Source organism: Acinetobacter harbinensis (assembly GCF_000816495.1).
In the GTDB taxonomy this organism is placed as follows: Bacteria; Pseudomonadota; Gammaproteobacteria; order Pseudomonadales; family Moraxellaceae; genus Acinetobacter; species Acinetobacter harbinensis.
In genome coordinates this window covers 99,494-121,789 of sequence record NZ_JXBK01000001.1, presented here as the reverse complement: position 1 = coordinate 121,789, position 22,296 = coordinate 99,494, and the positions used below count along the sequence as shown (strand labels likewise).

Sequence of the window (22,296 nt, the reverse complement as noted above, 5' to 3'; positions counted from 1 at the left end):
CTTCTGCTCCGATCATGCGAGATTAACGCATGATCGGCAGAGGTTAAGATTAACTGGCTTTAGAGGCTTCGGAAATATGCACAGGCTGCGCCAAACGGCTAATACGTGGAAAACCAAAATGCATACGTAAATCGCGGATGATTTGCGCTATTTGTTGACGATTATGCACCACGATATTGACGTAGGTTTTATCGTTATCACTGTGTACGCTTTCTACGCCTGTTTTTGCTTTACGGCACTGATAAATCAATTCAGAGATTTGTTCATCATTCATGATCATATCAATGCTTAAATAAGCGGTGAAGCTGACATCATCAATATCCTCTGCGCTCCAGTGCAGTGGCATAATATTCTCTGGGTGCAAATGCTGCTCATGCAATAAGTTATGACAGCGCGCCCGATGCACAATCAAACCGCGGCGCGATAAATGCCCTTGAATCGGGTCACCCAGCACCGGATTGCAGCAATGCGCATATTTCACATCGACGCCTTCTGTGCCTTGAATAAGGCGGGTGGAATACACGGTATCGACACTTTCATGTTGTGCATATAAATGATTGGCAATTAACTGCGGCAATAAATCACCCACAGCAACTTGTTCAAATAAGCGCTCTTTTGAGTCAATATGACGCCACTGTAAAATATCAATCCAATCAGCATCGGTTAAGTCTTTTAAAGAGCGATTAAACAATTTTAATGCACGGCTTAACGCTTGCTGACCCACCAATTGCTGTTCTTCTAAATCTTGATCACGCAAGATATTCTGTAAAGCACGACGCGCTTTTTGCGTATTCACAAAACTCAGCCAATCCGGATTAGGCGTGGCCAAAACATCAGTAATAATTTCGACCACTTGGCCACTCGTGAGTGGCGTCGACAGCGGTTTAGATGCGCCGTTAATTTTGGCACCCACTGCATGATTACCTAAAAACAAACTGGCAGCATAGGCAAAATCAACCGCTGTTGCCCCTTGCGGCAGTTCATGTAGTTGACCGTGTGGCGTATACACCCAAATTTTTTCTTGATGCAAATAATCTAGTAGTTCGCTAAAAGTGGTTTTGGCACAGGCACCATCCACCAAAACATTGAGATTTTGCATAGACGCTTGAATGGCCGATCGGCAGGCTTGCGGTGCATTTTCACCCAAAACTACGCCAAAACGCGCAGCTTTACGCATCAATTCCGTTTGAATGGTCAGCGATAAGGTGGTTTTTTCGCCTTTCAGGCGCATCATTAAGGATTGATTACCGCCGGGAAGAGGGCGACGAATATGATCTTCATAATGCAAAATTTGGAAGTTTTCACGTAATATTTCAGCCAAACGATCACAGTCGGCAATGCTATGTAGAATAATTTCAAAAGCATGACTATGGGTGAGTTCTTGCAGATTAATGTCATTTTTAACAAAGTGACGCAGTAATTCAATATTGTTATTTTTCTTTTTAATTCGCCCGCTAATTTCATGCTGTTGCAGCAGATCGGTCAGATTTTTTTCCCACAAACTTTGATATTGACAACGTTTGGGCTTGGTTTGTAATAAAGCCTGTTGAACACCGTTGTACATATCTAAATCAAGGTTTTGATAGCACAGATGCTCAAGATTATCTGCCATTTCATTCATGCCGACAATACGCGCCATCGGTACAAAAATATCAAAGGTTTCTTGGGCAATCCGCGCACGTTTGTCGGGGCGTAAAGATTCCAAGGTGGTCATGTTGTGATAACGATCGGCCAGCTTAATAATAATTACGCGCGGATCTTGTAAAGTTGCCTGTAGAATCTTACGAAAGGAGGCCGCTTTGTTATAGGCTTTGTCACTAGAGTGACTCAGTTTGGTCACACCATCGACCAGTTCAGCCACAGTGCGACCAAATTTTTCGGTAATATCTTCTTTGCTAAACTCGGTATCTTCAATCACATCATGCAATAACGCCGCCATCAGGGTTTCAGTATCTAGGCGCATATGCGATAAAATACTGCTGACTGCAATCGGATGCAGAATATACGGTTCACCACTTTTGCGTGTGACGCCATCATGCGCTTGATCTGCATAATCACAAGCCACAAGAACGCGCTCGACATCGCTTGCATCTAAATAAGCGTCGATAATAATTTTGAGCTGTTGTCTGGCTTGACTGACCTGTGGGCCTGGCATATATGACACCTTTACTACTTTAAGTTTTACAAATTAAATCGCGAGTCCTTGAATGAAAAACATATTGAGCGACTTGTCCATGTTTCATTTTAAAATATAAAGATCGTGCTTGCACAAACAATCTCTACCCTTATGTTATAACGGTTATTGAACAAATATAAAAGTTATCCCATAAAAAAAGCCTAGTTAAAAACTAGGCTTTTCGTGGATTTTTCTTTTATTGGAAAGAAAAACCATCTAAATTCAGGTTGTTTGCAGAAAGTGCCATGTCAAGACTTGAAGTTTGATAATCTTGATCACGTTGTTTTAAAATATCTTTAGACACATGCCCAGCCGCAATTTCACGTAAAGCCACTACGGTTGGTTTGTCGTTATCCCACTCTACAGTCGGTTCGATACCTTGACGTGCCAATTGACGCGCGCGTTTGCTTGCCACTAGTACAAGCTCAAAGCGGTTGTCCACATGGTCTAAACAATCTTCAACGGTTACGCGTGCCATAAGAATTCTCGTTTGAGTAGTAAATTTGAACAGACTGAATAGTATAAAAGGCTTTGCCTACAGACTCAAGGTTTAATCACTCTGGCATAGGAGTTATTAATTCTTCAATTAGTTTTTGATGACGGGTAGATTGTTGCGCCAGCACCAAGCGATTGGCAATAATCACACACTCTAAGTCGTGTAAGGCTTTATTAAAGTCATCATTAATAATGACATAATCAAAGTTGCTATATTGCTGCATATCTTCAACCGCACAACCTAAACGATGCTCAATCACTTCAACCGAATCTGTTCCGCGGTTGGAAAGACGTTGGCGTAAATCAAACTGGCTTGGCGGTAAAATAAAAATTTGTTTTGATTGGGGAAAAAGATTGCGCACCTGCTCGGCACCTTGCCAATCAATTTCCAACAATACGTCATGGCCTTGCGCCAATTGCTGTTGCACTGTGGCTTGTGCGGTACCGTAATAATTACCATACACTTCGGCACATTCAATAAAACCACCTTGCTCCATTAAGGCAAGAAAGTCTTCTTTGCTTGAGAAATGATAATGCACGCCATCGAGTTCGCCGGCGCGTTGCTCGCGAGTGGTATGAGATACGGAAACGTGCAAATTGTTGACACGCTCAAGTAGGGCTTTAACAAGAGATGTTTTGCCTGTTCCAGATGCAGCAGAAACGACAAACAAGAGACCCGACATGATATTTTTCCTGATATGATAAAATATCTTCTCTATTTTAGAGCAGACCACCGGCAAACTAAAGAGCTGATCGTGGTTTGTTTGCATTTATTTCATCTGGTTTAAGCTAAATTTGAGTGAACATTGAGGGTCTTATGGAAATTGTATTGGCCAATCCGCGGGGGTTTTGTGCAGGTGTTGATCGAGCCATTGCGATCGTTAATCGTGCACTTGAGTGTTTTAATCCGCCCATTTATGTGCGCCATGAAGTGGTGCATAACAAATTTGTTGTGGATGATTTACGTCAGCGTGGGGCGATTTTTGTCGATGAGTTAGACGAAGTACCTGATGATAATATTGTGATTTTTAGCGCACACGGCGTATCTAAAGCCGTGCAAATTGAAGCTGAACGTCGCGGGTTAAAAGTATTTGATGCAACTTGTCCACTGGTAACCAAGGTACATATTGAAGTGACCAAATATGCCCGTGAAGGTACGGAAGCGATTTTAATTGGTCATGAAGGTCACCCAGAAGTTGAAGGCACCATGGGACAATATGATAAAAAAAATGGTGGGGAAATTTATTTAGTTGAAGATGAAGCGGATGTTGCTGCATTGACCGTTAAAGACCCTGAAAAAGTGGCTTTTGTCACGCAAACCACCTTGTCGATTGATGACACTGCCAAAGTGATTGATGCTTTACGGACTAAATTCCCACATATTCAAGGGCCACGTAAAGATGATATTTGCTATGCCACGCAAAACCGTCAAGATGCTGTGCGTGATTTAGCCAATCAATGTGATGTGGTTTTAGTGGTGGGTTCGCCAAATTCATCAAATTCAAATCGCTTACGTGAACTTGCCGAACGTATGGGCAAACAGGCTTATTTGGTCGATAATGCGGACCAACTGGATCAAAAATGGTTCAATGAAAAGACTAAAATAGGGGTTACTGCTGGTGCATCTGCACCAGAAATTTTAATCAAACAAGTCATACAACGTTTACAAGATTGGGGTGCTAAAGCACCAGAAGAACTTGCAGGGCGTGAAGAAAATATTACCTTTAGTTTGCCGAAAGAGTTACGTATCTCTGTAATTCAGGCATAACTGTTAAAGAAGTAACATTCTCTTTAAATTCTTAATTTGACAGGTAATTGTATTTTGGCAATTATCTGTTTTTTTATGCCTTTTATCCTTTATGTGTTTAGTTTGTAATTAAGTTAGGTATTATTTTTAATAGGGTAAAATTTTGTTATCTGGGGGGAGTATGCAGCAAACAAAAAAAAATCAAGGGTTCACCTTAATTGAGTTGATGGTGACCGTTGCGGTAATGGCGATTATTGCAATGATGGCTGCGCCTTCTTTTGGGGATTTGGTTGCAAGAAAACAATTGGATACAACAGCAAGAGATTTTGCTTTGATTTTTGGTGAAACGAGAGGTCAGGCAATTTCTTTGCGAAAACCTATCACGCTTAAATTAACTTGCCCAACAGAAACAGATTCTATTACAGCCGAGACGAAGATTGTCTGTCCAGCTAATACAGCAACATCGTTTTCTTGGATTTCACCACGTGATGATATTGAGCTAATAAGCGATGCTATTGATGTTGTTTTTTCAGGACTGGGAACAGCAAAACAAAGAACAAAAATGATTGATAATCCTAATTATGATGATGACCCTAATTTGCTTCCTGATCCAGTTGGTAATCCAGAAAAAATAGAAGAAATCGTCCCTTTAACTTTTACGATTTGTAATGCAGACCTTGGTGAAAGTCGAACAATTTTAGTCTCAAAAATTGGGACTGTAGATAGTATTACATCGGATACTTGCTCATGATTAATAAGAAGGTTCAACAAGGTGTCGGTTTGATAGAAGTATTAGTGGCTTTACTCATACTTGCATTAGGGGTTTTAGGATTTGCTGCTTTGCAATTAAGAGCAATGGATGCTGCTCAGGAAGCAACTGAACATACAGTTGCTATGAATACTGCTCGAGATTTGGCTGAACGTATGCGGGTAAATCGCACAGCATTATCTGATTATAAGGAGGCGATTAACGGTAATGTTTCAGTAGATACGTGTATAGGTACAAATGACATTACAACTCCTAAAAACTTAGCCATTCCTAAATGTGATTCCGCCACAATGGCGCAACATGATGCTACAGAAGTTTTAGCTAAGACTTCTGATCACGGACAAACAATAATTGTTGCAAATTGTGTAAAGAGTACTTTGAATTGTATCTATGTTGCATGGGGGGGGGCGAATATTACTGCATCAGATATTAGTAGTTGTGTTGATACTACTACTGGTACATATGTCACTGATTCTAAATGTTTAGTTATGGAGGCATTTTAATATGAGAATCTATACTAAACACCGTGGTTTTACATTAGTTGAATTAATGATATCAATTGTGTTGGGGTTATTGGTTAGTGCAATTGCCATACAATTATTTTTAACTAGTCAAAGAAGTGTGACAGTTCAACAAGGCATGATGAATTTGCAAAATTCAGCTTTATTTGGTTTCGGGACAATGATTGATAATATGAGATTAGCAAATCTAAATTCATCCCAGCCCTTTATTAACGATAAAGTCTTATATGGTGGTGTTGTGCTTTCTGCTAATAATATTTCAGATAATTTATCTGCATTTACAATAGATGAGGATTTATTAACTCGTGGGGGAATTGGGAAATCAAATCTAGATATTAAAGATGCAGATGAGAATGTATTAGGTAGCGATCAATTGGTTATTCAATATAAGGTAAGTATACCTCATCAATTCGATTGTGAGGGTACAGGGTTAACTATAAGTGATTATGTAGTAGAGCGCTATTTTTTACGTAAAGACACAAATAGGAACGATCCAAATGAACCCCTGGCATTAGCTTGTAAAGCAGCTCGTTATACAGCAGCGGAAGCTAAAACAAACACTACGTTAAATTTAACGGGAAATGGTGAAATTGTTATTCCACGAGTTGATCATTTTAGCGTACGTTTTGGGGTGGCTTATGATGGCGCGAATGCGGATTGCAATTCAATTACCACAACTAAAAAAGTCACAAAAGCAGACGGTAAAGAAGAAGATGTGACAGAGAATCTTACAGCAGATACACGCTTAGATTGTTTTAGTTATATCAATATTGAGGACTATCGAGCATTAACTGGAGAAAAACCACAAATTGTCTCAGTTCAAATCGGCTTATTAGTTCGTTCCACAGACACAGTAGGGATTAACCCATTTTTTGACGCTAATAATTTTTATAAGCTTTTGAATACAAAAGCTATTCTTAAATCTAATAATAGAAATAATTTATATTTACGCAGTGTTCTGACCCAAACAATTGCTATTCGCAACGGCTTTGGTATTGAGTGAGGGGGATAATGATGAATATAAATCTTAGAAATACTCAATCTGGTGCAGTATTAATAGTGGTATTGATTATGTTGGTTCTTCTGACATTAGTCGGAACATGGGCCATACGTGGAAGTATTACTTCTTTAAAAATTGCAACCAATGCACAAGCTCAAGCTTTATTAAAACAAACCAGTGATTCTGTTTTCTTTACTTTAGAAAATAAAACTGATGATGCTCTGACTTTGGCTAAAATGCGTGGCGGCGATGGTATGTTAGGTTATGTCATGCGTCCTGAAAACAAAGGTAAAGAGCTGGTGTTTTGTGTACGTGGTTCAGTTGCGGATAATTTTTCTGGTGGTCGTATCGCTAGCGTGGTGTATTGGCAAGGTTCAACAATTAAAAATACTGATGCAGGAAAAAATGGTTTTTGTCAAAAAAGCCGACTCACTGACTTTTTAAGTGGACGTAATGCTGTAATGACTCAAGTGTCGATACGTAGTGCAGAGAATGAACGGGACTGGGAAGATATGCTTGAAGGGGATGATAAAGATACTTCCAAAAGTATAGGAAAACCTCGAGTCGCAATTACGGTTACTTCCATTATCCCTAATTTTAGTGAAGCCAGTACAACAGAGATAAATACCTGTTTAAGTAATTTCACGAGTTTTTCAGATACTGTAACAAAAAATGAAACTGTGACGGATTGCCTTGCTGGGAAGAACGTTCCTTATAGTACGCAACAAATGGAATATATCTTACAAACACTTAGTGGTAGTTCGTCATAGGAGAAAAATCATGAAAAAAATAAATATGACAGACAAACGAAATCATGCGACGCAGTTCAACACAGCATCATGGCATTGGTTGGATCAGTTTAAAGTCAGTACCATTGCAGCAGCAATCACAACCCTAATTTGCAGTAGTGTGCCGAGCTATGCGAGTGATGCTGAAATTTATGTTGTACCTGCCAACTCAACAGGTGCAACAACGTTGATGATGATGCTTGATATTTCAGGAAGTATGGATGCCTATGATGCACCAAGTGGAGCTTGCAGTACGGAAAGAACAAGTACCGCAACTGTAAATCATAATGGTTTTACGAGTACATATACGCAATATTATTGTGATAATGAAGTAATAGAAGATCGTTACTATTTTATGAGAACGGGTAAGGATACAAAAAAAAATCCTTATGTTTATTATAAATGTAGTCGATCAGCTACACTGGGCTATACCACTCGTCAAAGAGCATCGGACTGTACTGGGGCATGGGGGAGTGAGCCATCAGGATATTTAACGACATCAGGAAGTGATCCTAAATTTTATTATCAAACAGCGAAGACTGCAGCTACAACACATTATGATCAGCGGATTACTCGTGTGCAAGATGCTATGATGGCGATGCTGAATGGTAATGCAACCACCACTAAATTAGCAGACAACTTGGTGATTGGTTTGTCAACATTAGGTCGAAAAAGTAGTAGTAGTACAGACACAGGTCAGATTTTAGTTCCAGCTCGAGCATTAAGTACGATAGTGAATGTTGCAACAGGTTTAACCCAGCGTGATTTACTCATTCAAAAAGTAGCTGAAATGGGGGCAGTATCTTATACTCCGACTGCACGCTCTTATGCTGAAACAGCCGCATATTTATTGGGTACACATACTAAACATAATAGTGATACAACATCTGAAACGATTAACGGTGTCAATACGACTTATCCTTATGGTTCAGGCTTTTTATTTTCAGATTCATCCACAAAATCAGCAGATGGGAACTCGTATGCTGCACCAAGTAGTATTACTAGACAAATAGGGAGTACAACTGCGGCTCGTAATGCTAGAGAATGTAGTGGGCAAGGTATTTATGTACTTACGGATGGTTTACCCAATAACCAAAATTATGCACAATCACTTATGCGAACGGCTTTAGGGCAGTCAGCAACATCATCCAGTACAAGTAATTTTAGTTGTAATGTAGATAATACTTGGGATTGTATTCGTAAGTTTGCACAAATACTTAAAAACCCAACGCAGAACTCAGCAGGTTTAGAGTTTAGAACGGCCGTTGTTGGCTTTGGTGCAGAAAGTTTTCCTGCTGATGCGCAAGCATGGGGGCAAGAGGGAGGCGGAGGCTATCATGCTGGTAGTAATACTCAGGATGTAGTAGATAGTGTCAAAAACTTCTTAAAAGATATTGTTAAAGATGTACCCAGCATGAGTACAGGTGCATCAACCATTCCTTTGGATGCACTGAATCCTGAAATGATTCAACCTTATGCTTATTTCCCTCAATTTGAGCCTAAGATTAACCCAACTGAGACACAACAGTTGTGGTTGGGTAATATGAAAAAATATTATTTAGTGGATAATGAAATCTCTGCATCAGCCAGTGGTGGAACCGCTTATACAGTTGTGAAAAAAAGCAAACTACAAGATTTAGCGGATGCTTGGTCAAATGAGATAACTTATCCAGCTAATACACCAATTTATAAAAAATATGGGGCATTAAATCGTTTAAAATTAGGAACATTGGCTGTCTCAGGTGAAACTAAAACAGAACGGAAGTTGCTGACCAATTATGTATACGATTCAACCCAAACTAATCCTGTGAGTAATGACTTTAATTTAGTGCGGATTAACTATACTTATACGACTGATACAAAAACGAAAACTGATCCTAATGCAAAATATTTTATGGCTTTATTGGGTTATAACTTGCCTCAAGATGCTGTAGTGACTGATGTTGATTTTAGTACTCAAACTGCTGATCTGCGTCAAATGGGCAGTAGTCCACATTCACTTCCTGTACTGTTAACGCAAGAAGGTAAATCTGTCGCAAAACTAAATAGTAATGGTCAAGCTATTTTAGATAGTGAAAATCGGGAAGATTATATTTTATTTGGTACAACTCAAGGGTTATTAACTGTCGTTAAAGCTGGAACCGGTGAAGATGTATTTAGCTTCTTGCCTCGGGAAATGTTAGACAAGCAACCTGAGACTTTTAGAGATCGTGGGGGAGCTCTTAATGGAGGTCGTTATGCATTGTATGATGGCCTAGATGGAGAGTGGGTAGCGCATACAGTTTATGTTGCAAAAGAAGATGGAACTTTAACGGTTAAGGCCACCACACGTAATGTGGTGGGTAGTACAACTGATAAAGAGAATCTGCAAGGCAAGCAGTGGGTTTATGGTGGAATGCGTATGGGGGGGCGGAGTTACTATGCTTTAGACCTTACTGATATTGATAATCCTAAAGTTAAGTTTCATATAGACCCCAATTCAGGACGAGTTTATTCAGCAGATAAAGCAAGTGGAACACATTATGCAGCATTAGAGAATATGGGGCAAAGCTGGTCTAAACCGCGACTTGATTATGTGAACTGGAAAGGTCAACGTAAACTGGTGATGTTCATTGGTGGCGGTTATGATGCTGGTGGTACGGATGGTAATGGTCTATTTGATGCCCAAGGTCGTCGAACTGGTTTCGCAGGGTATGAATACTATAACTATAAGCAAGCAAAGGAAAGTTGTAGCCTAAAAGCAGATGGATCTGTTGATTTAACTTGTAGTACTGGTAAAAAAGGCTCTGGCGTATATATGTTTGATGCTGACAATGGTGATTTACTTTGGTATGCAGATTCAAATTCGACATCGGCAACTACAGGTGTTGAGCATTTGAGTGATACTGATCTTAAATATAGTGTGGTCAGTGAAATCAAGACCGTAGATCGTAATGGTGATGGGGTTGTCGATCATCTTTATTTTGGTGATTTGGCTGGGCAAGCTTTCCGTGTCGATTTTAAAAATGACAGTGTCGGATTTGATTCACAAATAACCAAAGTTTTAAATTTGCATAAGGCAAATGGTACAAGTCCACGTTTTTATATGGCTCCAACTTTTACTGCTCATCATAGCAGCACAAAGGTGGAGGGTGGGAATATTGTGGTTGCTGCATTTGTATCGGGGAGTAAAAGCTCACCATTGCTTGCAACAGTTGATTCATTGGAAACCACAGGATTACGCAGCTCAAGCAATTTAGAATACGATGCAGTATATGCCATTTATGATTATGATATTCACCCTGATAAGGCTGGTGGATATCCAGTAGTCGCAGATCAATTGGCAGCACGAACATTAGCCGCTTCTGCGACTGCTACGGCTAGTCCGACTCAACTTAAATTGATCGAAAGTACAGCGAAAACAAGTGCAACAGTTACAGGTGCTGCCATTGATAAAGTCTCAGGTTGGGGTGGTTGGTATTATCCATTTAAGAAAACCTTTGCGAACGCGAATGCAAATGCTGCTGTAATCAAAGGTATTACACCATTAATTGCAATGGATGGTGGTCTATACGTTACTATGTATGATGCTTCAAATGCAGGAACTTCCTCAGGTTGTGGAGCGGGAGTAAAAGGGCATAGTTTTACTAAACGCCTATGCTTACCAACAGGAGTATGCGCGCAAGATATGGACTACACTTGGAATTTGGGTTCTGGAATAGTAAATCTTAATGTAGGACCAACGGGTGATGGAAAATCTATTATCGTTCCAGATAAAGATGATATTTGTACTGGGACTAATTGTTCACCATGTGTCGGAGCAGATTGTAAAGCGGCTCCGTTATTTCCTAAAGTAAATACATCAGTATATTTCACTCCTAAACGCTGGTATGAACGATATGCAAAGGCGGATTAATATGATTATAGTTAATCCGACAGTATTCCCATTAAAAACTAGATTTAACCAAGGTTTTACCTTGGTTGAATTAATGGTTGTGGTAATGATTATTGCAATAATTGCTGCAATTGCATTGCCAAGTTATCAACATTTTGCACGTCGTGCGATTGCTGCACAAGCTCAACAAGAAATACAAAAACTAGCTGAACAACTAGAAAGGCATAAATCACGAAACTTTAGTTATCATGGGTTTAATGCAAATTATTTGTATCCTGCTCCACCACCACCTAAAGTTTCAACATTTAATGCAAGTGCTCAGACACTAACTTTGCCTTTAGAAAGTTCAACAGTCCAGTACACATTAACGATTGTCGATAATATGACTGGAAATCCATTACTAGCTGCCGATACGGCTACTGGGCAGGGATGGGCAATTAAAGCAGTAAGTACTGATCCTAAAAACTTTAATTACTTACTTACCAGTTCTGGAGTGCGTTGTAAGAAAAATTCCAGCATCACGGGTTATGAAGATTGTGGAGCAGGGGAGGATTGGTAATGCAATATAGACAAGCTTTTACTTTAATTGAAATAATGATTGTTATAGCAATCATTGGAATTTTAGCCGCAATAGCCTATCCTTCTTACCAGAATTATAAAGTGAGAACCCACAGGGTTGAAGCGCAATCTGAATTAATGAGTATTGCGCATTCCATGAGTTTATACAAAAACAGTAATGGAAATTATACCGCGGCAACAATTTCTCAAGTTTACGGCTCAGTAGTTACACCGAAGCAAGGTACGGCATTATATGATTTAAGTTTAGATGTGACACGATCTACCTGGTTATTAATTGCAAAGCCTAAATCTGGAACTACTCAAGCTGATAATGGGTGGATTTGTTTAAATGAGCAGGGGCAGAGATTTTGGGCTAAAGCAACAACAGCTTGTGCTCTATCCCCCACCTCTAACTGGGACGGTCGCTAAAATAAATTCAAACGGTAGACAACTTAAAATTTGATCTTTCTTTCACAGCAAATATAACGTAAAATGTTGCCCTCTATGAAAGGGGTTTGAAATGCTTCCGGTGGTCGGTGCATGGATAATCCGTAAAAACTATAAGGCTGTATCATGGTTGTAATTCGTCTTGCACGCGGTGGTGCTAAAAAACGTCCGTTCTATCAAATTATTGTGACTGATAGCCGCAATGCACGTGATGGTCGTTTCATCGAACGTATTGGTTTCTTTAACCCAACAGCACAAGGTCAAGCAGAAAAACTTCGTTTAGATGCTGATCGTTTCGCTCATTGGGTTTCTCATGGCGCTCAACCGTCTGAACGTGTTGCTTCTTTAGCTGCTCAAGCTAAAAAAGCTGCCGCTACTGTATAAGCAGTAGGTAGCCCATGACACCAACACAGAATGTTCCCGAAGATCGTATTCAGATTGGACAGTTACGTTCAGCATATGGATTAAATGGGTGGCTCTGGGTCTATTCCAACACAGAACCCATGAGCAACATCTTTGACTATTTGCCTTGGTACATTGAGACCAAAGCAGGTTGGCAAACAGTAGATGTAAAACGTTGGAAGCCGCATGGCAAAGGCTTGGTTGTTAGCTTAGCCGGTGTGAGTGATCGCACAGCAGCGGACAGCTTGGTTGGCGTTAATGTCTGGATTTCAAAAGCGCAAATTCCAAAAGCAGGCATGGATGAGTTTTACTGGACAGATTTGAAGGGCTTAACCGTGTTAGGTCTAGATGAAGCTGAACAAGAAGTAAATCTCGGTAAAATCTATGAAATGTTTGAGACCGGTGCCAATGATGTGATGGTGGTTCACGCAACCCCAGACAGTGTTGATGCTGAAGAGCGCATGATTCCATGGCATAAAGATGTGGTGCAACAAGTTGATCTAGACGCTGGTCGTATTTACGTGAATTGGGGCGTAGATTATTAATCCTTTAAGGATGAACGCAACAGGAAAATAGAGGAATCTGCGATGTTTTTTGCAGTGATTACGCTTTTTCCTGAAATGTTTGAAGCGATTACAGAATATGGTATCAGCGGGCGTGCAGCAAAACGTGAAATAGTACAAATCACTTGTATTAATCCACGCAACTTTGCATTGGGCAACTACAAAAGAGTGGATGAACGTCCATTTGGTGGTGGTCCGGGTATGGTGATGATGGCTGAGCCTTTGGCAAAAGCAATTCATCATGCCAAAGAACTTGCTGTGCAAGCGGGTTGTGTTCAGGTTCCTGTGGTGTATATGTCTCCACAAGGAAAAACCTTAAATGAAGCAGCAGTACAGCAATTTGTTGAATATGACGGATTGATTGTGTTGTGCGGACGTTATGAAGGTGTCGATGAACGTCTAATCCAGCAATATGTTGATCAAGAATGGTCAATTGGGGATTATGTTTTGTCGGGTGGCGAACTTCCTGCGATGGTTTTATTAGACAGTATTATTCGGAGACTTCCGAATGTGATGTCTGATGAGCAGTCAGCCGTGCAAGATTCATTTGTGGATGGTCTACTCGATTGCCCACAATACACCAAGCCAGACCAGTTTCAAGGATTGGACGTGCCTGAGGTATTAAAATCAGGTCATCATGCCAATATTGAAAAATGGCGGTTTTTGCAGCGATATCAACGCACTTTAGAGCGCCGACCTGAGTTGGTGGAAAAAGTAGAGTTGAGTAAGCAGCAAAAAAAATGGCTTAAGGATTTAAATACTTAAACTCATCTGAGTGTTAAGTATCTATGAATAGCTTCTTTATTGCTTTGATTGAGTTCAACAGTAAAGGGAAAGATAAACGGGTCGATACGCGCTTTAGCCTCTATCCCCAGCGGTTGTACAGCATTCTACTGTCCCGCACATTGGAGATTCCCACATGAGTGGTAAACATCCTTTAGTTCAAGTTATTGAAAATGCACAGTTAAAAACTGATCTTCCTGCGTTTGCACCAGGTGATACTGTAATTGTTTCTGTAAAAGTAAAAGAGGGCGATCGCGAGCGTCTTCAGGCTTTTGAAGGCGTAGTAATCGCAATCAAAAACCGTGGCTTGAACTCTGCATTCACAGTTCGTAAAATTTCTAGCGGTGTTGGTGTTGAGCGTGTATTCCAAACTCACTCACCAATCGTTGCTAAAGTTGAAGTTAAACGTCGTGGTGATGTACGTCGCGCGAAACTTTATTACCTACGCGAATTGTCTGGTAAAGCTGCACGTATCCGCGAAAAATTACCAGCTCGTAAAGTTAAAGCTTAATTTTAAGTTTTACACGAGTGAAAAAATGCGCCTAAAGGGCGCATTTTTTATGGCTGAAATTTAAGTTTATAAGCCTTGAAGTTTAAGACGATTGGCATGTTGACGATACAAAGACACTGGATCAGCTGAGAAAATATCACGTAGACCCAACACCATATTAACTTCATCTAAATGGTTATGATGATAGTCATCACGAATCACTTGACCCAAATGCGCACTACAACGGCTGACCAAACCATCATTGTCTTTATTGCCATAAGACAATGGCGCCAGTTGAGAAATGGTTGAATCTAACACGTCAAGTAGATTGGTGATCTGTGCTTTACCGGTCCAAGAATAGTAGCGAATCCCGTTTTCAATTTTTGCCCCTGAACTGTTACAGTTTGCTGCCAATGCTGCCGTTGGGAACTTTTGATTAAATTCAGCTGCACCTTTTTCACTGATTGCGGTCAATGAGGCATTGGTGCTGTTGGGTAAATTAGAATTCCCCCCGACCCAATTCATGATAGGCACTAACAATTGACCGGCCAATACATCAAATAGGCTGGATGTGCCTTTGCTGGCTAAAATATCATCGGCCACTTTAGAGCCACGAAAAGTACCGGCAACACCAGTAACAGATGCAACCAAATCAGGGCGAACTGCGGCAATATAACGCACAGTCGGGCCACCATGGCTATGGCCAATTAAATTGACCTTATCCTTGCCGGTTAGAGCGCGGACTTCCTCTACCTGTGCCAACAGTTGCTCACCGCGTACCTCAGTGGACTCTAAAGGAGAGACTTGAGTGGCAAAGACTGTGGCACCATTACGGGCTAAATCGGGTAAGATTTGATAGAAATAATCTAAACCAAATGCATCAAATCCCAGTCGGGTAAAACCAAACATACCGTGGGTAAATACAATCGGATATTGGGTTTTGGCATAATCTGATTTTGCGGTTGTGGTGACTTGTTGTAAGCCGTCTTTGGCCTGTGTTTGACTCATGCCGATGGATGCAGATAAAGCCAAAACAGATGACAGCATAAAGCTGATTTTTTTATTGTTCATCATTGTATTTTCATCCTGAAAATAGAGCGTTAATAGCGAAGTGTTTATTCAAAAAACGGTAATTTTCCTCCTTGATCATGCACAGACTCAAAAGTACTGAGGCGTAGTTGTTCTTGTTTTTTTTCAAAATATTGATCGCGCAGTTGTTGTACCGCTTTTTGTTTGGTGTCCTCACTCATACCGCTTTTTACAATGCTATCGCGTGCGCTTAAGTAGTTGCCGACTTTGTCTTTCCACTCACTGCGCTGCTTGTCTAGGTTTTCTAAGCGCTGAGTCACTTCAGGACCGACCAAGTTCATGCGCATTTGTTGAATTTCAGCCGACGAGCCTTCACGTGCTTTAATGGCGGCCGTTAATTTGCGTAAGTCTTCGAGTTTATTCAGTTGTTCGACATTTTCTTTCCAATCGCTGGGTAATTGCTCAAATAATGCTTTTAATTTTTGTGCTTTTTCTACTTCGGTCAAGCGCTTATCGGCCATGACGGCCATGCGTTTTAAAGTATATTCATTATAGGTGTCTTCAATGCCAAATAAGCCTTCAATCTCATAGTTAGAAAACAGTTGTTTGCGTAAATTCTGCATATTTGAAAAGATACTTTCATAGTACTTTGGATCATCTTCACTTAAATTAGAGCTATTTAGTGTGCCCATTTTCCCACGATAATCGACATAGCGTTGCCATAAATCAGAAATTTGCGCCAAAGCAGGTGCTGTATAGTTTTGTTGAAGATAGGCTTTAAAGTCACGGTCAATCTGCGGCAGTTCTTTCTCGCCATATTGACTGATAAAGTATTCAAAACAGTTGCGTGTTTGTTCATTGACGATTAAATGATTGCTGGCATCTAATTGCAACTGACAGTTAATTTGAGTGTCTTGTTGGCTTTGACTGTTGAGGGTTTGCTCTTGTGTTTGAGTCAATGGTTGGGCTGAGGTGCTTGGTGCTTGAGACTGAACGGTCTTTGCTGCTGTTGTGGTTTGGGCGGTAGATTGAGATGGCGCTAACCACACCAACAATACGATGAAAGCCCCGACAATTAAGGCCAAAATAATCCATAATTTATATTTTTGCATATCCTATGCAACCTGATCCTGTATTTCTATTGCTGGAAAGATAGACCATAATTTGACATTAAATATGTAAATGAACGGTACAGAAGTTGTAAATGCAGACAGGCGGTTGTTACCATGTGAACTGATTCAACTGGCTTGATTTTCGCTATGAAAAAGACTTTTCCTAAAATGCAGCGCCGCGCCGTAAATGGTGTTTTTTTACTGAATAAGCCTTTGGGTATTAGCTCCAATGCTGCTTTACAACGTGTGCGTGGTTTATATCGTGCCAACAAAGGGGGGCACACGGGTGCGCTAGATCCATTGGCCTCTGGCTTATTGCCCATTTGTTTGGGCGAGGCCACCAAGTTTTCACATTATCTATTGAACTCGACCAAGCGTTATCAAACCACAATTTATTTGGGACACAGCACCACCACCGGCGATACTGAGGGGGAAGTGTTATTAGAAAAAGCAGTACCGGTGTTAAGCGAAGAAAAAATACAACAAGTCCTAGCTGATTTTACCGGCGATTTACAGCAAGTGCCGCCGATGTATTCTGCATTGAAAAAAGATGGTCGTCCATTGTATGAATTGGCGCGTCAGGGCATTGAGATTGAACGTGAAGCACGTCCGATGACCATCGATGCGATCGAATTGTTGTCGTTTAGCGAAAATAGTCTGACTTTAGATATTACCTGCTCTAAAGGCACTTATATTCGAGTATTGGGGGAAGATATTGCCCAAGCCTTAGGAACTTATGGTCATTTAACCTATTTACACCGCATCAGAACCGGTCATTTTGATTTAATTCCCAGCTATACCATTGAATATTTAGAAAGTTTAAGCGAGTTAGAGCGCGAAGCGTTGTTGTTACCCGTCTTTGCACCCGTGGATCATTTTCTAAAAATTCAGGCGCCTGAAGGACGTGCGGAATATTTTTCTCGCGGTATGGAAAGTAATATCGAGCATGAAGCCGCAGCAGAAGTGCTGGTGTTTGAGGGTGAAAAATGTTTAGGTTTGGCTGAAATTACCGACAGAAAACGTTTGGTACCAAAACGTATATTAAATCTCTAATCTGCATTTAACAGGACGGCTATAGCGATATGGATATCGAGATTATCATCAGCCTGATTTTTTTTGCCTTCTTTGCAGGTGCCATTGATGCTGCGGTGGGCGGTGGCGGGCTGATTCAAATCCCCGCCTTAATGAGTGCTTTTCCACAGTTGGCTACGGCCACATTATTTGGCACCAATAAACTGGCCTCTATTTGTGGTACTGCCACCGCGGCATGGTCTTATTTAAGACGAGTGCAGTTGGCGTGGAAGTTATTGGCAGTGATTGCGCTAACTGCGTTTATCAGCTCCTTTTTGGGTGCAGCCTGCGTGACTTTAATTCCTCAAGCGATACTGAAGCCTTCTGTGCTGTTGATGCTGATCGTGATTGCCATTTATACCTTGATGAAAAAGCAATTTGGCCAAGTGCATTTTCAGCCCAGCATCACCACTAAAACCTTGGTTTTAGCGGGCATTGGTGGTGTGGTGATTGGCTTTTATGACGGTATTTTTGGTCCCGGCACCGGCAGTTTCTTTATTTTTTATTTTATTCGTTATCTAAAAGTTGATTTTTTACATGCCTCGGCATTGTCAAAAATTGGTAATTTTATGACCAATTTTGCAGCCTTAAGTTTCTTTATTCCCAGTGGTCATGTGCTGCTCGAGTTGGGGTTAATGATGGCGGTGGCCAATGTGGCAGGCTCTTTGCTGGGGGTGAAAATGGCCTTAAAATATGGCAGTGGTTTTATCCGTATTTTATTTTTAATTCTGGTTTCTATTCTGATTATTCGTTTAAGTTATCAGATTTTTGTTGTAAGTTTATAAAAACATTCACAAAAATTAACAGTTTTTGCCTCGCTCAAGTATAAGAATAGAAGCACGAAATAGAAGATAAGTGATTTAATCTTCTGATAAATTGCGATCATATAGCCCAAAGCCAGAGGTCAATTAAACAATGAATGTATTTGAAGCCTTACGTGCAAGTCATGATATACAACGCGAGTTGTCTGAAAAATTAGTCCAAACTTCAGGGGATAGTGCAGAGCGCCGCGAGTTGTTTGATTTACTTAAAAATGAACTTTTTGCCCACGCGGTTGCCGAAGACCGTTATTTTTATATTCCGCTCATGATGACCGATTCCGGTTTAAATATTACCCGTCATGCTTTGTCTGAACATCATGAAATTGATGAATTGCTTGAACAACTTACTGAAACCGAATTTAATAATCCCAGTTGGTTGGCGATTGCGAAAAAACTGTGTGAATTGGTACATCATCATTTAAAAGAAGAAGAGCATGGCTTTTTTCAGCAAGCTGGTAAGATTTTATCTGAGTCAGAAAAAACCAGCTTAGCACAGCAATATTTAGCAGAATATAAAAAATATAAACGTGCAGATAAAGAAAGTTTGACTTAAAAATGCGGCATAAAAAAAGATGGCTTTAAGCCATCTTTTTTTTATGCGTGATTGTTTGATTTTAATCAGGATGTTTTGACTGGCTTGAAATGACTCCATGGCTGATTTTATATTGGGGTAGTCCGCTTATGAGCGCGACTGTTTTTTCTGTTTGGCTTGCTGCGTGGTGTAGGTGCAGCCGATGGAAGCCGTAATAATGGTGGCCAATGCCAACCATTGATTCCACAGCAGTTGTTCACCCAAGAAGATTAAACCGGACAATGCGGCAATGGCCGGCTCGACACTCATTAAGGTGCCAAAGCTCAGTGCAGTTAAATTACGCAGCGCAATCATCTCTAAACTAAAGGGCAGCGCACTGGCCAGCACCGCCAAGGCAATAAAATAACCCAGATGAGCCGGTTCAAATATACGGCTAGAGAATCCAGAGCATAGCGCTATCGGCATTAAACACAGCATAGCCACCCACATGCCTAAACATACAGTGTGATTGCCAGAAACACCGGAAGGCTTTTGCCCTGCCACAATATACAGCGCCCAACAGGCACCCGCGGCCAAAGCCAACACAATACCCAGCGTATCTAAGCTTTCAGTTGCCTGATTAAAGGGGAACAGTAAAACCAAACCCAAAATAGCCAAGCCAATCCAAATAAAGTCGAACTTTTGCCGTGCAGAATATAGGGCCACACTCAGCGGCCCAACAAACTCAAAGGACACGGCAATGCCTAAAGGTAGACGTTCTATGGACAAGTAAAACAGTGCATTCATACCGGCAAGGGCAATGCCGTAGCTGAGAATGGCTGCCCATTTCACCTGTTTAAAATTGATTTGCCAAATTTTAAAAATAAGCGCCAAAATGATGGCACCCAAAAAAAGACGCATCGCCGATACGGTTAGCACTGGAAACTGATCGAACAGCACTTTGGCCAGTGAGCCACTGCTTTGTATGCTGATCATGGCCACCAGCAGCAAAATGATTGCTTGTAAATAGGGCGTATTTTTTAAGACAGGCATACCAGCTGGACCAATAAAGAGAGATGAATCATATAAAGAATAAAAGGCGGACAGCCGTAGAGTGCACACATTTTGGCATTATAAAATGACCTGCATCCTAACGCGGCAAGTTTTTAAAATCAGCATTTGATCGTATATGCTTTATGTTGATGGATTGCTCTAAACTTAAAAACCGGCGCTTTTACATAGGGTGCATGAAAACAAGTAGGATTTAAAAATAAAAAAACCACAGCACTGGGCTGTGGTTTTTTTTAATAGTTGAACTTAGAACAAAACGCGAACGCGAATGGTGCCTTCAACTTCATGTAAGGTATCGAGTGCTTCTTTAGATGCGGTTGCATCCACATCCATCACCAAATAACCGACTTCGCCTTTGGTCATTAAAGACTGACCTGAAATATTAATCCCATGTTCAGCGAACAAGTTATTAATTTTAGATAACACACCCGGAATATTTTTATGGATGTGCAGTAAACGATGTTTACCTTCAGTCAATGGTAATGCAATTTCAGGGAAGTTCACCGCAGACAAGGTCATGCCTTTATCCGAGTACGCCACAAATTTCTCGGCCACTTCTAAACCAATGTTGGCTTGCGCTTCCATGGTTGAACCGCCGACGTGTGGAGTTAAAATCACGTTGTCGAGGCCACGTAGTGGAGAGATAAATTCTTCACCATTGCCTTTTGGTTCTTTCGGGAACACATCAATTGCAGCGCCTGCAATATGACCGGCTTTAATGGCATCGGCTAAATCTTCAATGATCACACAAGTACCGCGTGCAGCATTGATAAAGATTGAACCTTGTTTCATTTGTGCAAACTGTTCTTTGCCAAAGAAATTACGTGTAGACGGTACGTCTGGAACATGCAGTGTAACCACGTCTGCAGTGGACAATAATTCGCCCATAGAACCGACTTGGCGTGCATTCCCCATCGGTAATTTGGTCACTGCATCATAATAAATAACATGCATGCCTAAGCTTTCAGCCAAAACTGAAAGTTGTGAACCAATGGAGCCGTAACCCACAATCCCCAAAGTCTTGCCACGAGTTTCAAATGAACCGACCGCAGACTTGTTCCAACCACCGGCATGTGTCGAGGTTGATTTTGCTGGTACGCCGCGCAATAAAAGAATGGCTTCAGCAAGCACCAGTTCAGCAACAGAACGGGTATTTGAATAAGGGGCATTAAAGACAGGAATACCACGAATCATGGCGGCATCTAAATTGACCTGATTGGTTCCGATACAGAAACAACCCACGGCAATCAGCTTATTGGCTGCTGCAAAGACTTCTTCAGTGAGTTGAGTACGGGAACGAATACCAATGAAATGTGCATCTTTAATCGCTTCTTTCAGCGCTTCACCTTCAAGCGCAGTTTTACGAGAATCGATGTTGGTATATCCAGCTGCATTTAGATTGTCGATGGCATTTTGATGAACGCCTTCTAACAACAAGAAACGAATTTTATCTTTAGGTAGTGACAGGTGTTGGCTCATTACGGCTCCGCTACAAAGGCCAAATTTAGTGGCAATATGATACCATAGCGTCGGGTCTATAGATATTTGCTTTATGACCCATGAAGTGCATATTTTATCTACGATTTCTGGTAAGCGATATTGGTAAAATGGATGAGACGATTTTCGCCATTCTTTTATAAGCCCTGCTTAAGTTGTACATAGAACGTGAAGATAGTATGCATAGATGAGGCTTTATCCCGCCATCACTTCGCGCTAAAATAGCCAACACTTGGCTGTAAACCTGACGATACCGTTTATTTTCAGATGGATGCTTCTGCTTAAATCGTGTAAAAATGAAGCGCTATAGCCCTCAAAATCACTTGTTTATATCTTGCTAGGTCCGAAAAACGATGAATGCTCCCGTTACTTTAGCACCTGAATTATTGACTCAATTGACAGACATTGTTGGTGAAAATCGTATTAAAATCGATGCTGACAGTTTGAAAAAATGGGGCTGTGATTACACCAAGCACTTTGAACCGAATCCATCGGTGATTGTTTTTCCATCGAGTACCGAACAAGTACAAGCACTGGTAAAACTGGCCAATCAGTTTAATGTGGCCATTAC

22 protein-coding genes and 1 pseudogene are annotated in these 22,296 nt (G+C 40.8%); 16 read left to right on the top strand and 7 right to left on the bottom strand.

What is annotated here, in order from left to right; genetic code table 11:
* Positions 1-49: 49 nt before the first annotated feature.
* The 3 genes from SE27_RS00680 to gmk form a co-directional block, all read right to left on the bottom strand.
* Entirely contained in the window at positions 50-2,155 is a 2,106-nt protein-coding gene (locus SE27_RS00680; protein ID WP_039619965.1) for a RelA/SpoT family protein, read from the bottom strand.
* A 217-nt stretch (positions 2,156-2,372) separates the two neighbouring features.
* Positions 2,373-2,654 carry a DNA-directed RNA polymerase subunit omega gene (rpoZ, locus tag SE27_RS00675; protein WP_039619963.1) on the bottom strand — a complete coding sequence of 94 codons (282 nt, stop codon included), beginning with the start codon at positions 2,652-2,654 and terminating at the stop codon, positions 2,373-2,375.
* Between the two features lie 76 nt (positions 2,655-2,730).
* Entirely contained in the window at positions 2,731-3,354 is a 624-nt protein-coding gene (gmk, locus tag SE27_RS00670) for a guanylate kinase (RefSeq protein WP_039619962.1), read from the bottom strand.
* Positions 3,355-3,488: 134 nt separating this feature from the next.
* Here gmk and ispH point away from each other — a divergent pair, with 134 nt between their 5' ends.
* From ispH to rplS, 12 genes are all read left to right on the top strand, one after another.
* A complete protein-coding gene (ispH, locus tag SE27_RS00665) occupies positions 3,489-4,439 on the top strand; it encodes a 4-hydroxy-3-methylbut-2-enyl diphosphate reductase (protein WP_039619960.1) in 951 nt (316 codons plus the stop codon).
* Between the two features lie 160 nt (positions 4,440-4,599).
* Positions 4,600-5,169, top strand: coding sequence for a pilus assembly FimT family protein (locus SE27_RS00660; protein WP_039619958.1), 570 nt, complete (start codon positions 4,600-4,602; stop codon positions 5,167-5,169).
* Positions 5,166-5,690, top strand: coding sequence for a type IV pilus modification protein PilV (pilV, locus tag SE27_RS00655; protein ID WP_039619956.1), 525 nt, complete (start codon positions 5,166-5,168; stop codon positions 5,688-5,690). The genes SE27_RS00660 and pilV overlap by 4 nt, the downstream gene beginning before the upstream one ends.
* A 1-nt stretch (position 5,691) precedes the next feature.
* On the top strand, positions 5,692-6,711 hold the full coding sequence (locus SE27_RS00650; protein WP_039619954.1) for a PilW family protein: 1,020 nt from the start codon (positions 5,692-5,694) through the stop codon (positions 6,709-6,711).
* An 11-nt stretch (positions 6,712-6,722) separates the two neighbouring features.
* The gene (locus SE27_RS00645) at positions 6,723-7,478 is read left to right on the top strand and encodes a pilus assembly PilX family protein (RefSeq protein ID WP_148308904.1); all 756 of its coding nucleotides are present in this window, start codon (positions 6,723-6,725) and stop codon (positions 7,476-7,478) included.
* Between the two features lie 10 nt (positions 7,479-7,488).
* Positions 7,489-11,391: a pilus assembly protein gene (locus SE27_RS00640; protein ID WP_039619951.1), complete on the top strand. Its 3,903-nt coding sequence runs from the start codon at positions 7,489-7,491 to the stop codon at positions 11,389-11,391.
* A gap of 1 nt (position 11,392) precedes the next feature.
* A complete protein-coding gene (locus SE27_RS00635) occupies positions 11,393-11,929 on the top strand; it encodes a type IV pilin protein (protein ID WP_039619950.1) in 537 nt (178 codons plus the stop codon).
* A complete protein-coding gene (locus tag SE27_RS00630; protein ID WP_039619948.1) occupies positions 11,929-12,357 on the top strand; it encodes a type IV pilin protein in 429 nt (142 codons plus the stop codon). Before SE27_RS00635 ends, SE27_RS00630 begins: the two co-directional genes overlap by 1 nt.
* Positions 12,358-12,501: 144 nt before the next feature.
* Positions 12,502-12,759, top strand: a complete 258-nt coding sequence (gene rpsP, locus SE27_RS00625; RefSeq protein WP_039619946.1) for a 30S ribosomal protein S16 — start codon at positions 12,502-12,504, stop codon at positions 12,757-12,759.
* A gap of 14 nt (positions 12,760-12,773) precedes the next feature.
* Positions 12,774-13,322, top strand: coding sequence for a ribosome maturation factor RimM (gene rimM / locus SE27_RS00620; protein ID WP_039619944.1), 549 nt, complete (start codon positions 12,774-12,776; stop codon positions 13,320-13,322).
* A gap of 42 nt (positions 13,323-13,364) precedes the next feature.
* A complete protein-coding gene (gene trmD / locus SE27_RS00615; protein ID WP_039619942.1) occupies positions 13,365-14,105 on the top strand; it encodes a tRNA (guanosine(37)-N1)-methyltransferase TrmD in 741 nt (246 codons plus the stop codon).
* A gap of 154 nt (positions 14,106-14,259) precedes the next feature.
* Positions 14,260-14,634 carry a 50S ribosomal protein L19 gene (gene rplS / locus SE27_RS00610; protein WP_039619940.1) on the top strand — a complete coding sequence of 125 codons (375 nt, stop codon included), beginning with the start codon at positions 14,260-14,262 and terminating at the stop codon, positions 14,632-14,634.
* Between the two features lie 66 nt (positions 14,635-14,700).
* Here the strand turns inward: rplS and SE27_RS00605 are convergent, their stop codons facing one another.
* Together SE27_RS00605 and SE27_RS00600 are read right to left on the bottom strand one after the other, a co-directional pair.
* Positions 14,701-15,687 (bottom strand): lipase family alpha/beta hydrolase, encoded by a 987-nt coding sequence (locus SE27_RS00605; protein WP_148308903.1) that lies wholly within the window; start codon positions 15,685-15,687, stop codon positions 14,701-14,703.
* Positions 15,688-15,728: 41 nt separating this feature from the next.
* Positions 15,729-16,754: a lipase secretion chaperone gene (locus tag SE27_RS00600; RefSeq protein ID WP_039619938.1), complete on the bottom strand. Its 1,026-nt coding sequence runs from the start codon at positions 16,752-16,754 to the stop codon at positions 15,729-15,731.
* A gap of 147 nt (positions 16,755-16,901) precedes the next feature.
* Between SE27_RS00600 and truB the strand changes: the two genes are divergently transcribed.
* The 3 genes from truB (at position 16,902) to SE27_RS00585 (ending at position 19,199) form a co-directional block, all read left to right on the top strand.
* Positions 16,902-17,807 carry a tRNA pseudouridine(55) synthase TruB gene (gene truB / locus SE27_RS00595; protein WP_039619936.1) on the top strand — a complete coding sequence of 302 codons (906 nt, stop codon included), beginning with the start codon at positions 16,902-16,904 and terminating at the stop codon, positions 17,805-17,807.
* 29 nt (positions 17,808-17,836) lie between these two features.
* Positions 17,837-18,610 (top strand): sulfite exporter TauE/SafE family protein, encoded by a 774-nt coding sequence (locus SE27_RS00590; RefSeq protein ID WP_039619934.1) that lies wholly within the window; start codon positions 17,837-17,839, stop codon positions 18,608-18,610.
* A 130-nt stretch (positions 18,611-18,740) separates the two neighbouring features.
* A complete protein-coding gene (locus SE27_RS00585) occupies positions 18,741-19,199 on the top strand; it encodes a hemerythrin domain-containing protein (protein ID WP_039619931.1) in 459 nt (152 codons plus the stop codon).
* A gap of 126 nt (positions 19,200-19,325) precedes the next feature.
* On the opposite strand, the gene SE27_RS00580 is transcribed toward SE27_RS00585, so the two are convergent.
* A complete protein-coding gene (locus tag SE27_RS00580) occupies positions 19,326-20,210 on the bottom strand; it encodes an EamA family transporter (RefSeq protein WP_039619930.1) in 885 nt (294 codons plus the stop codon).
* Positions 20,211-20,474: 264 nt separating this feature from the next.
* Positions 20,475-21,707: a phosphoglycerate dehydrogenase gene (serA, locus tag SE27_RS00575; RefSeq protein ID WP_039619928.1), complete on the bottom strand. Its 1,233-nt coding sequence runs from the start codon at positions 21,705-21,707 to the stop codon at positions 20,475-20,477.
* Positions 21,708-22,078: 371 nt separating this feature from the next.
* Here serA and SE27_RS14295 point away from each other — a divergent pair.
* Positions 22,079-22,296 (top strand): annotated as a pseudogene (locus SE27_RS14295) (FAD-binding oxidoreductase); the annotation flags it as partial.

What these genes read in the sequence shown, in the direction of transcription:
- SE27_RS00680 (WP_039619965.1), bottom strand. Translation starts at nt 2,155, where the DNA reads ATGCCAGGCCCACAGGTCAGTCAAGCCAGACAACAGCTCAAAATTATT.
- rpoZ (WP_039619963.1), bottom strand. Translation starts at nt 2,654, where the DNA reads ATGGCACGCGTAACCGTTGAAGATTGTTTAGACCATGTGGACAACCGC.
- gmk (WP_039619962.1), bottom strand. Translation starts at nt 3,354, where the DNA reads ATGTCGGGTCTCTTGTTTGTCGTTTCTGCTGCATCTGGAACAGGCAAA.
- ispH (WP_039619960.1), top strand. Translation starts at nt 3,489, where the DNA reads ATGGAAATTGTATTGGCCAATCCGCGGGGGTTTTGTGCAGGTGTTGAT.
- SE27_RS00660 (WP_039619958.1), top strand. Translation starts at nt 4,600, where the DNA reads ATGCAGCAAACAAAAAAAAATCAAGGGTTCACCTTAATTGAGTTGATG.
- pilV (WP_039619956.1), top strand. Translation starts at nt 5,166, where the DNA reads ATGATTAATAAGAAGGTTCAACAAGGTGTCGGTTTGATAGAAGTATTA.
- SE27_RS00650 (WP_039619954.1), top strand. Translation starts at nt 5,692, where the DNA reads ATGAGAATCTATACTAAACACCGTGGTTTTACATTAGTTGAATTAATG.
- SE27_RS00645 (WP_148308904.1), top strand. Translation starts at nt 6,723, where the DNA reads ATGAATATAAATCTTAGAAATACTCAATCTGGTGCAGTATTAATAGTG.
- SE27_RS00640 (WP_039619951.1), top strand. Translation starts at nt 7,489, where the DNA reads ATGAAAAAAATAAATATGACAGACAAACGAAATCATGCGACGCAGTTC.
- SE27_RS00635 (WP_039619950.1), top strand. Translation starts at nt 11,393, where the DNA reads ATGATTATAGTTAATCCGACAGTATTCCCATTAAAAACTAGATTTAAC.
- SE27_RS00630 (WP_039619948.1), top strand. Translation starts at nt 11,929, where the DNA reads ATGCAATATAGACAAGCTTTTACTTTAATTGAAATAATGATTGTTATA.
- rpsP (WP_039619946.1), top strand. Translation starts at nt 12,502, where the DNA reads ATGGTTGTAATTCGTCTTGCACGCGGTGGTGCTAAAAAACGTCCGTTC.
- rimM (WP_039619944.1), top strand. Translation starts at nt 12,774, where the DNA reads ATGACACCAACACAGAATGTTCCCGAAGATCGTATTCAGATTGGACAG.
- trmD (WP_039619942.1), top strand. Translation starts at nt 13,365, where the DNA reads ATGTTTTTTGCAGTGATTACGCTTTTTCCTGAAATGTTTGAAGCGATT.
- rplS (WP_039619940.1), top strand. Translation starts at nt 14,260, where the DNA reads ATGAGTGGTAAACATCCTTTAGTTCAAGTTATTGAAAATGCACAGTTA.
- SE27_RS00605 (WP_148308903.1), bottom strand. Translation starts at nt 15,687, where the DNA reads ATGATGAACAATAAAAAAATCAGCTTTATGCTGTCATCTGTTTTGGCT.
- SE27_RS00600 (WP_039619938.1), bottom strand. Translation starts at nt 16,754, where the DNA reads ATGCAAAAATATAAATTATGGATTATTTTGGCCTTAATTGTCGGGGCT.
- truB (WP_039619936.1), top strand. Translation starts at nt 16,902, where the DNA reads ATGAAAAAGACTTTTCCTAAAATGCAGCGCCGCGCCGTAAATGGTGTT.
- SE27_RS00590 (WP_039619934.1), top strand. Translation starts at nt 17,837, where the DNA reads ATGGATATCGAGATTATCATCAGCCTGATTTTTTTTGCCTTCTTTGCA.
- SE27_RS00585 (WP_039619931.1), top strand. Translation starts at nt 18,741, where the DNA reads ATGAATGTATTTGAAGCCTTACGTGCAAGTCATGATATACAACGCGAG.
- SE27_RS00580 (WP_039619930.1), bottom strand. Translation starts at nt 20,210, where the DNA reads ATGCCTGTCTTAAAAAATACGCCCTATTTACAAGCAATCATTTTGCTG.
- serA (WP_039619928.1), bottom strand. Translation starts at nt 21,707, where the DNA reads ATGAGCCAACACCTGTCACTACCTAAAGATAAAATTCGTTTCTTGTTG.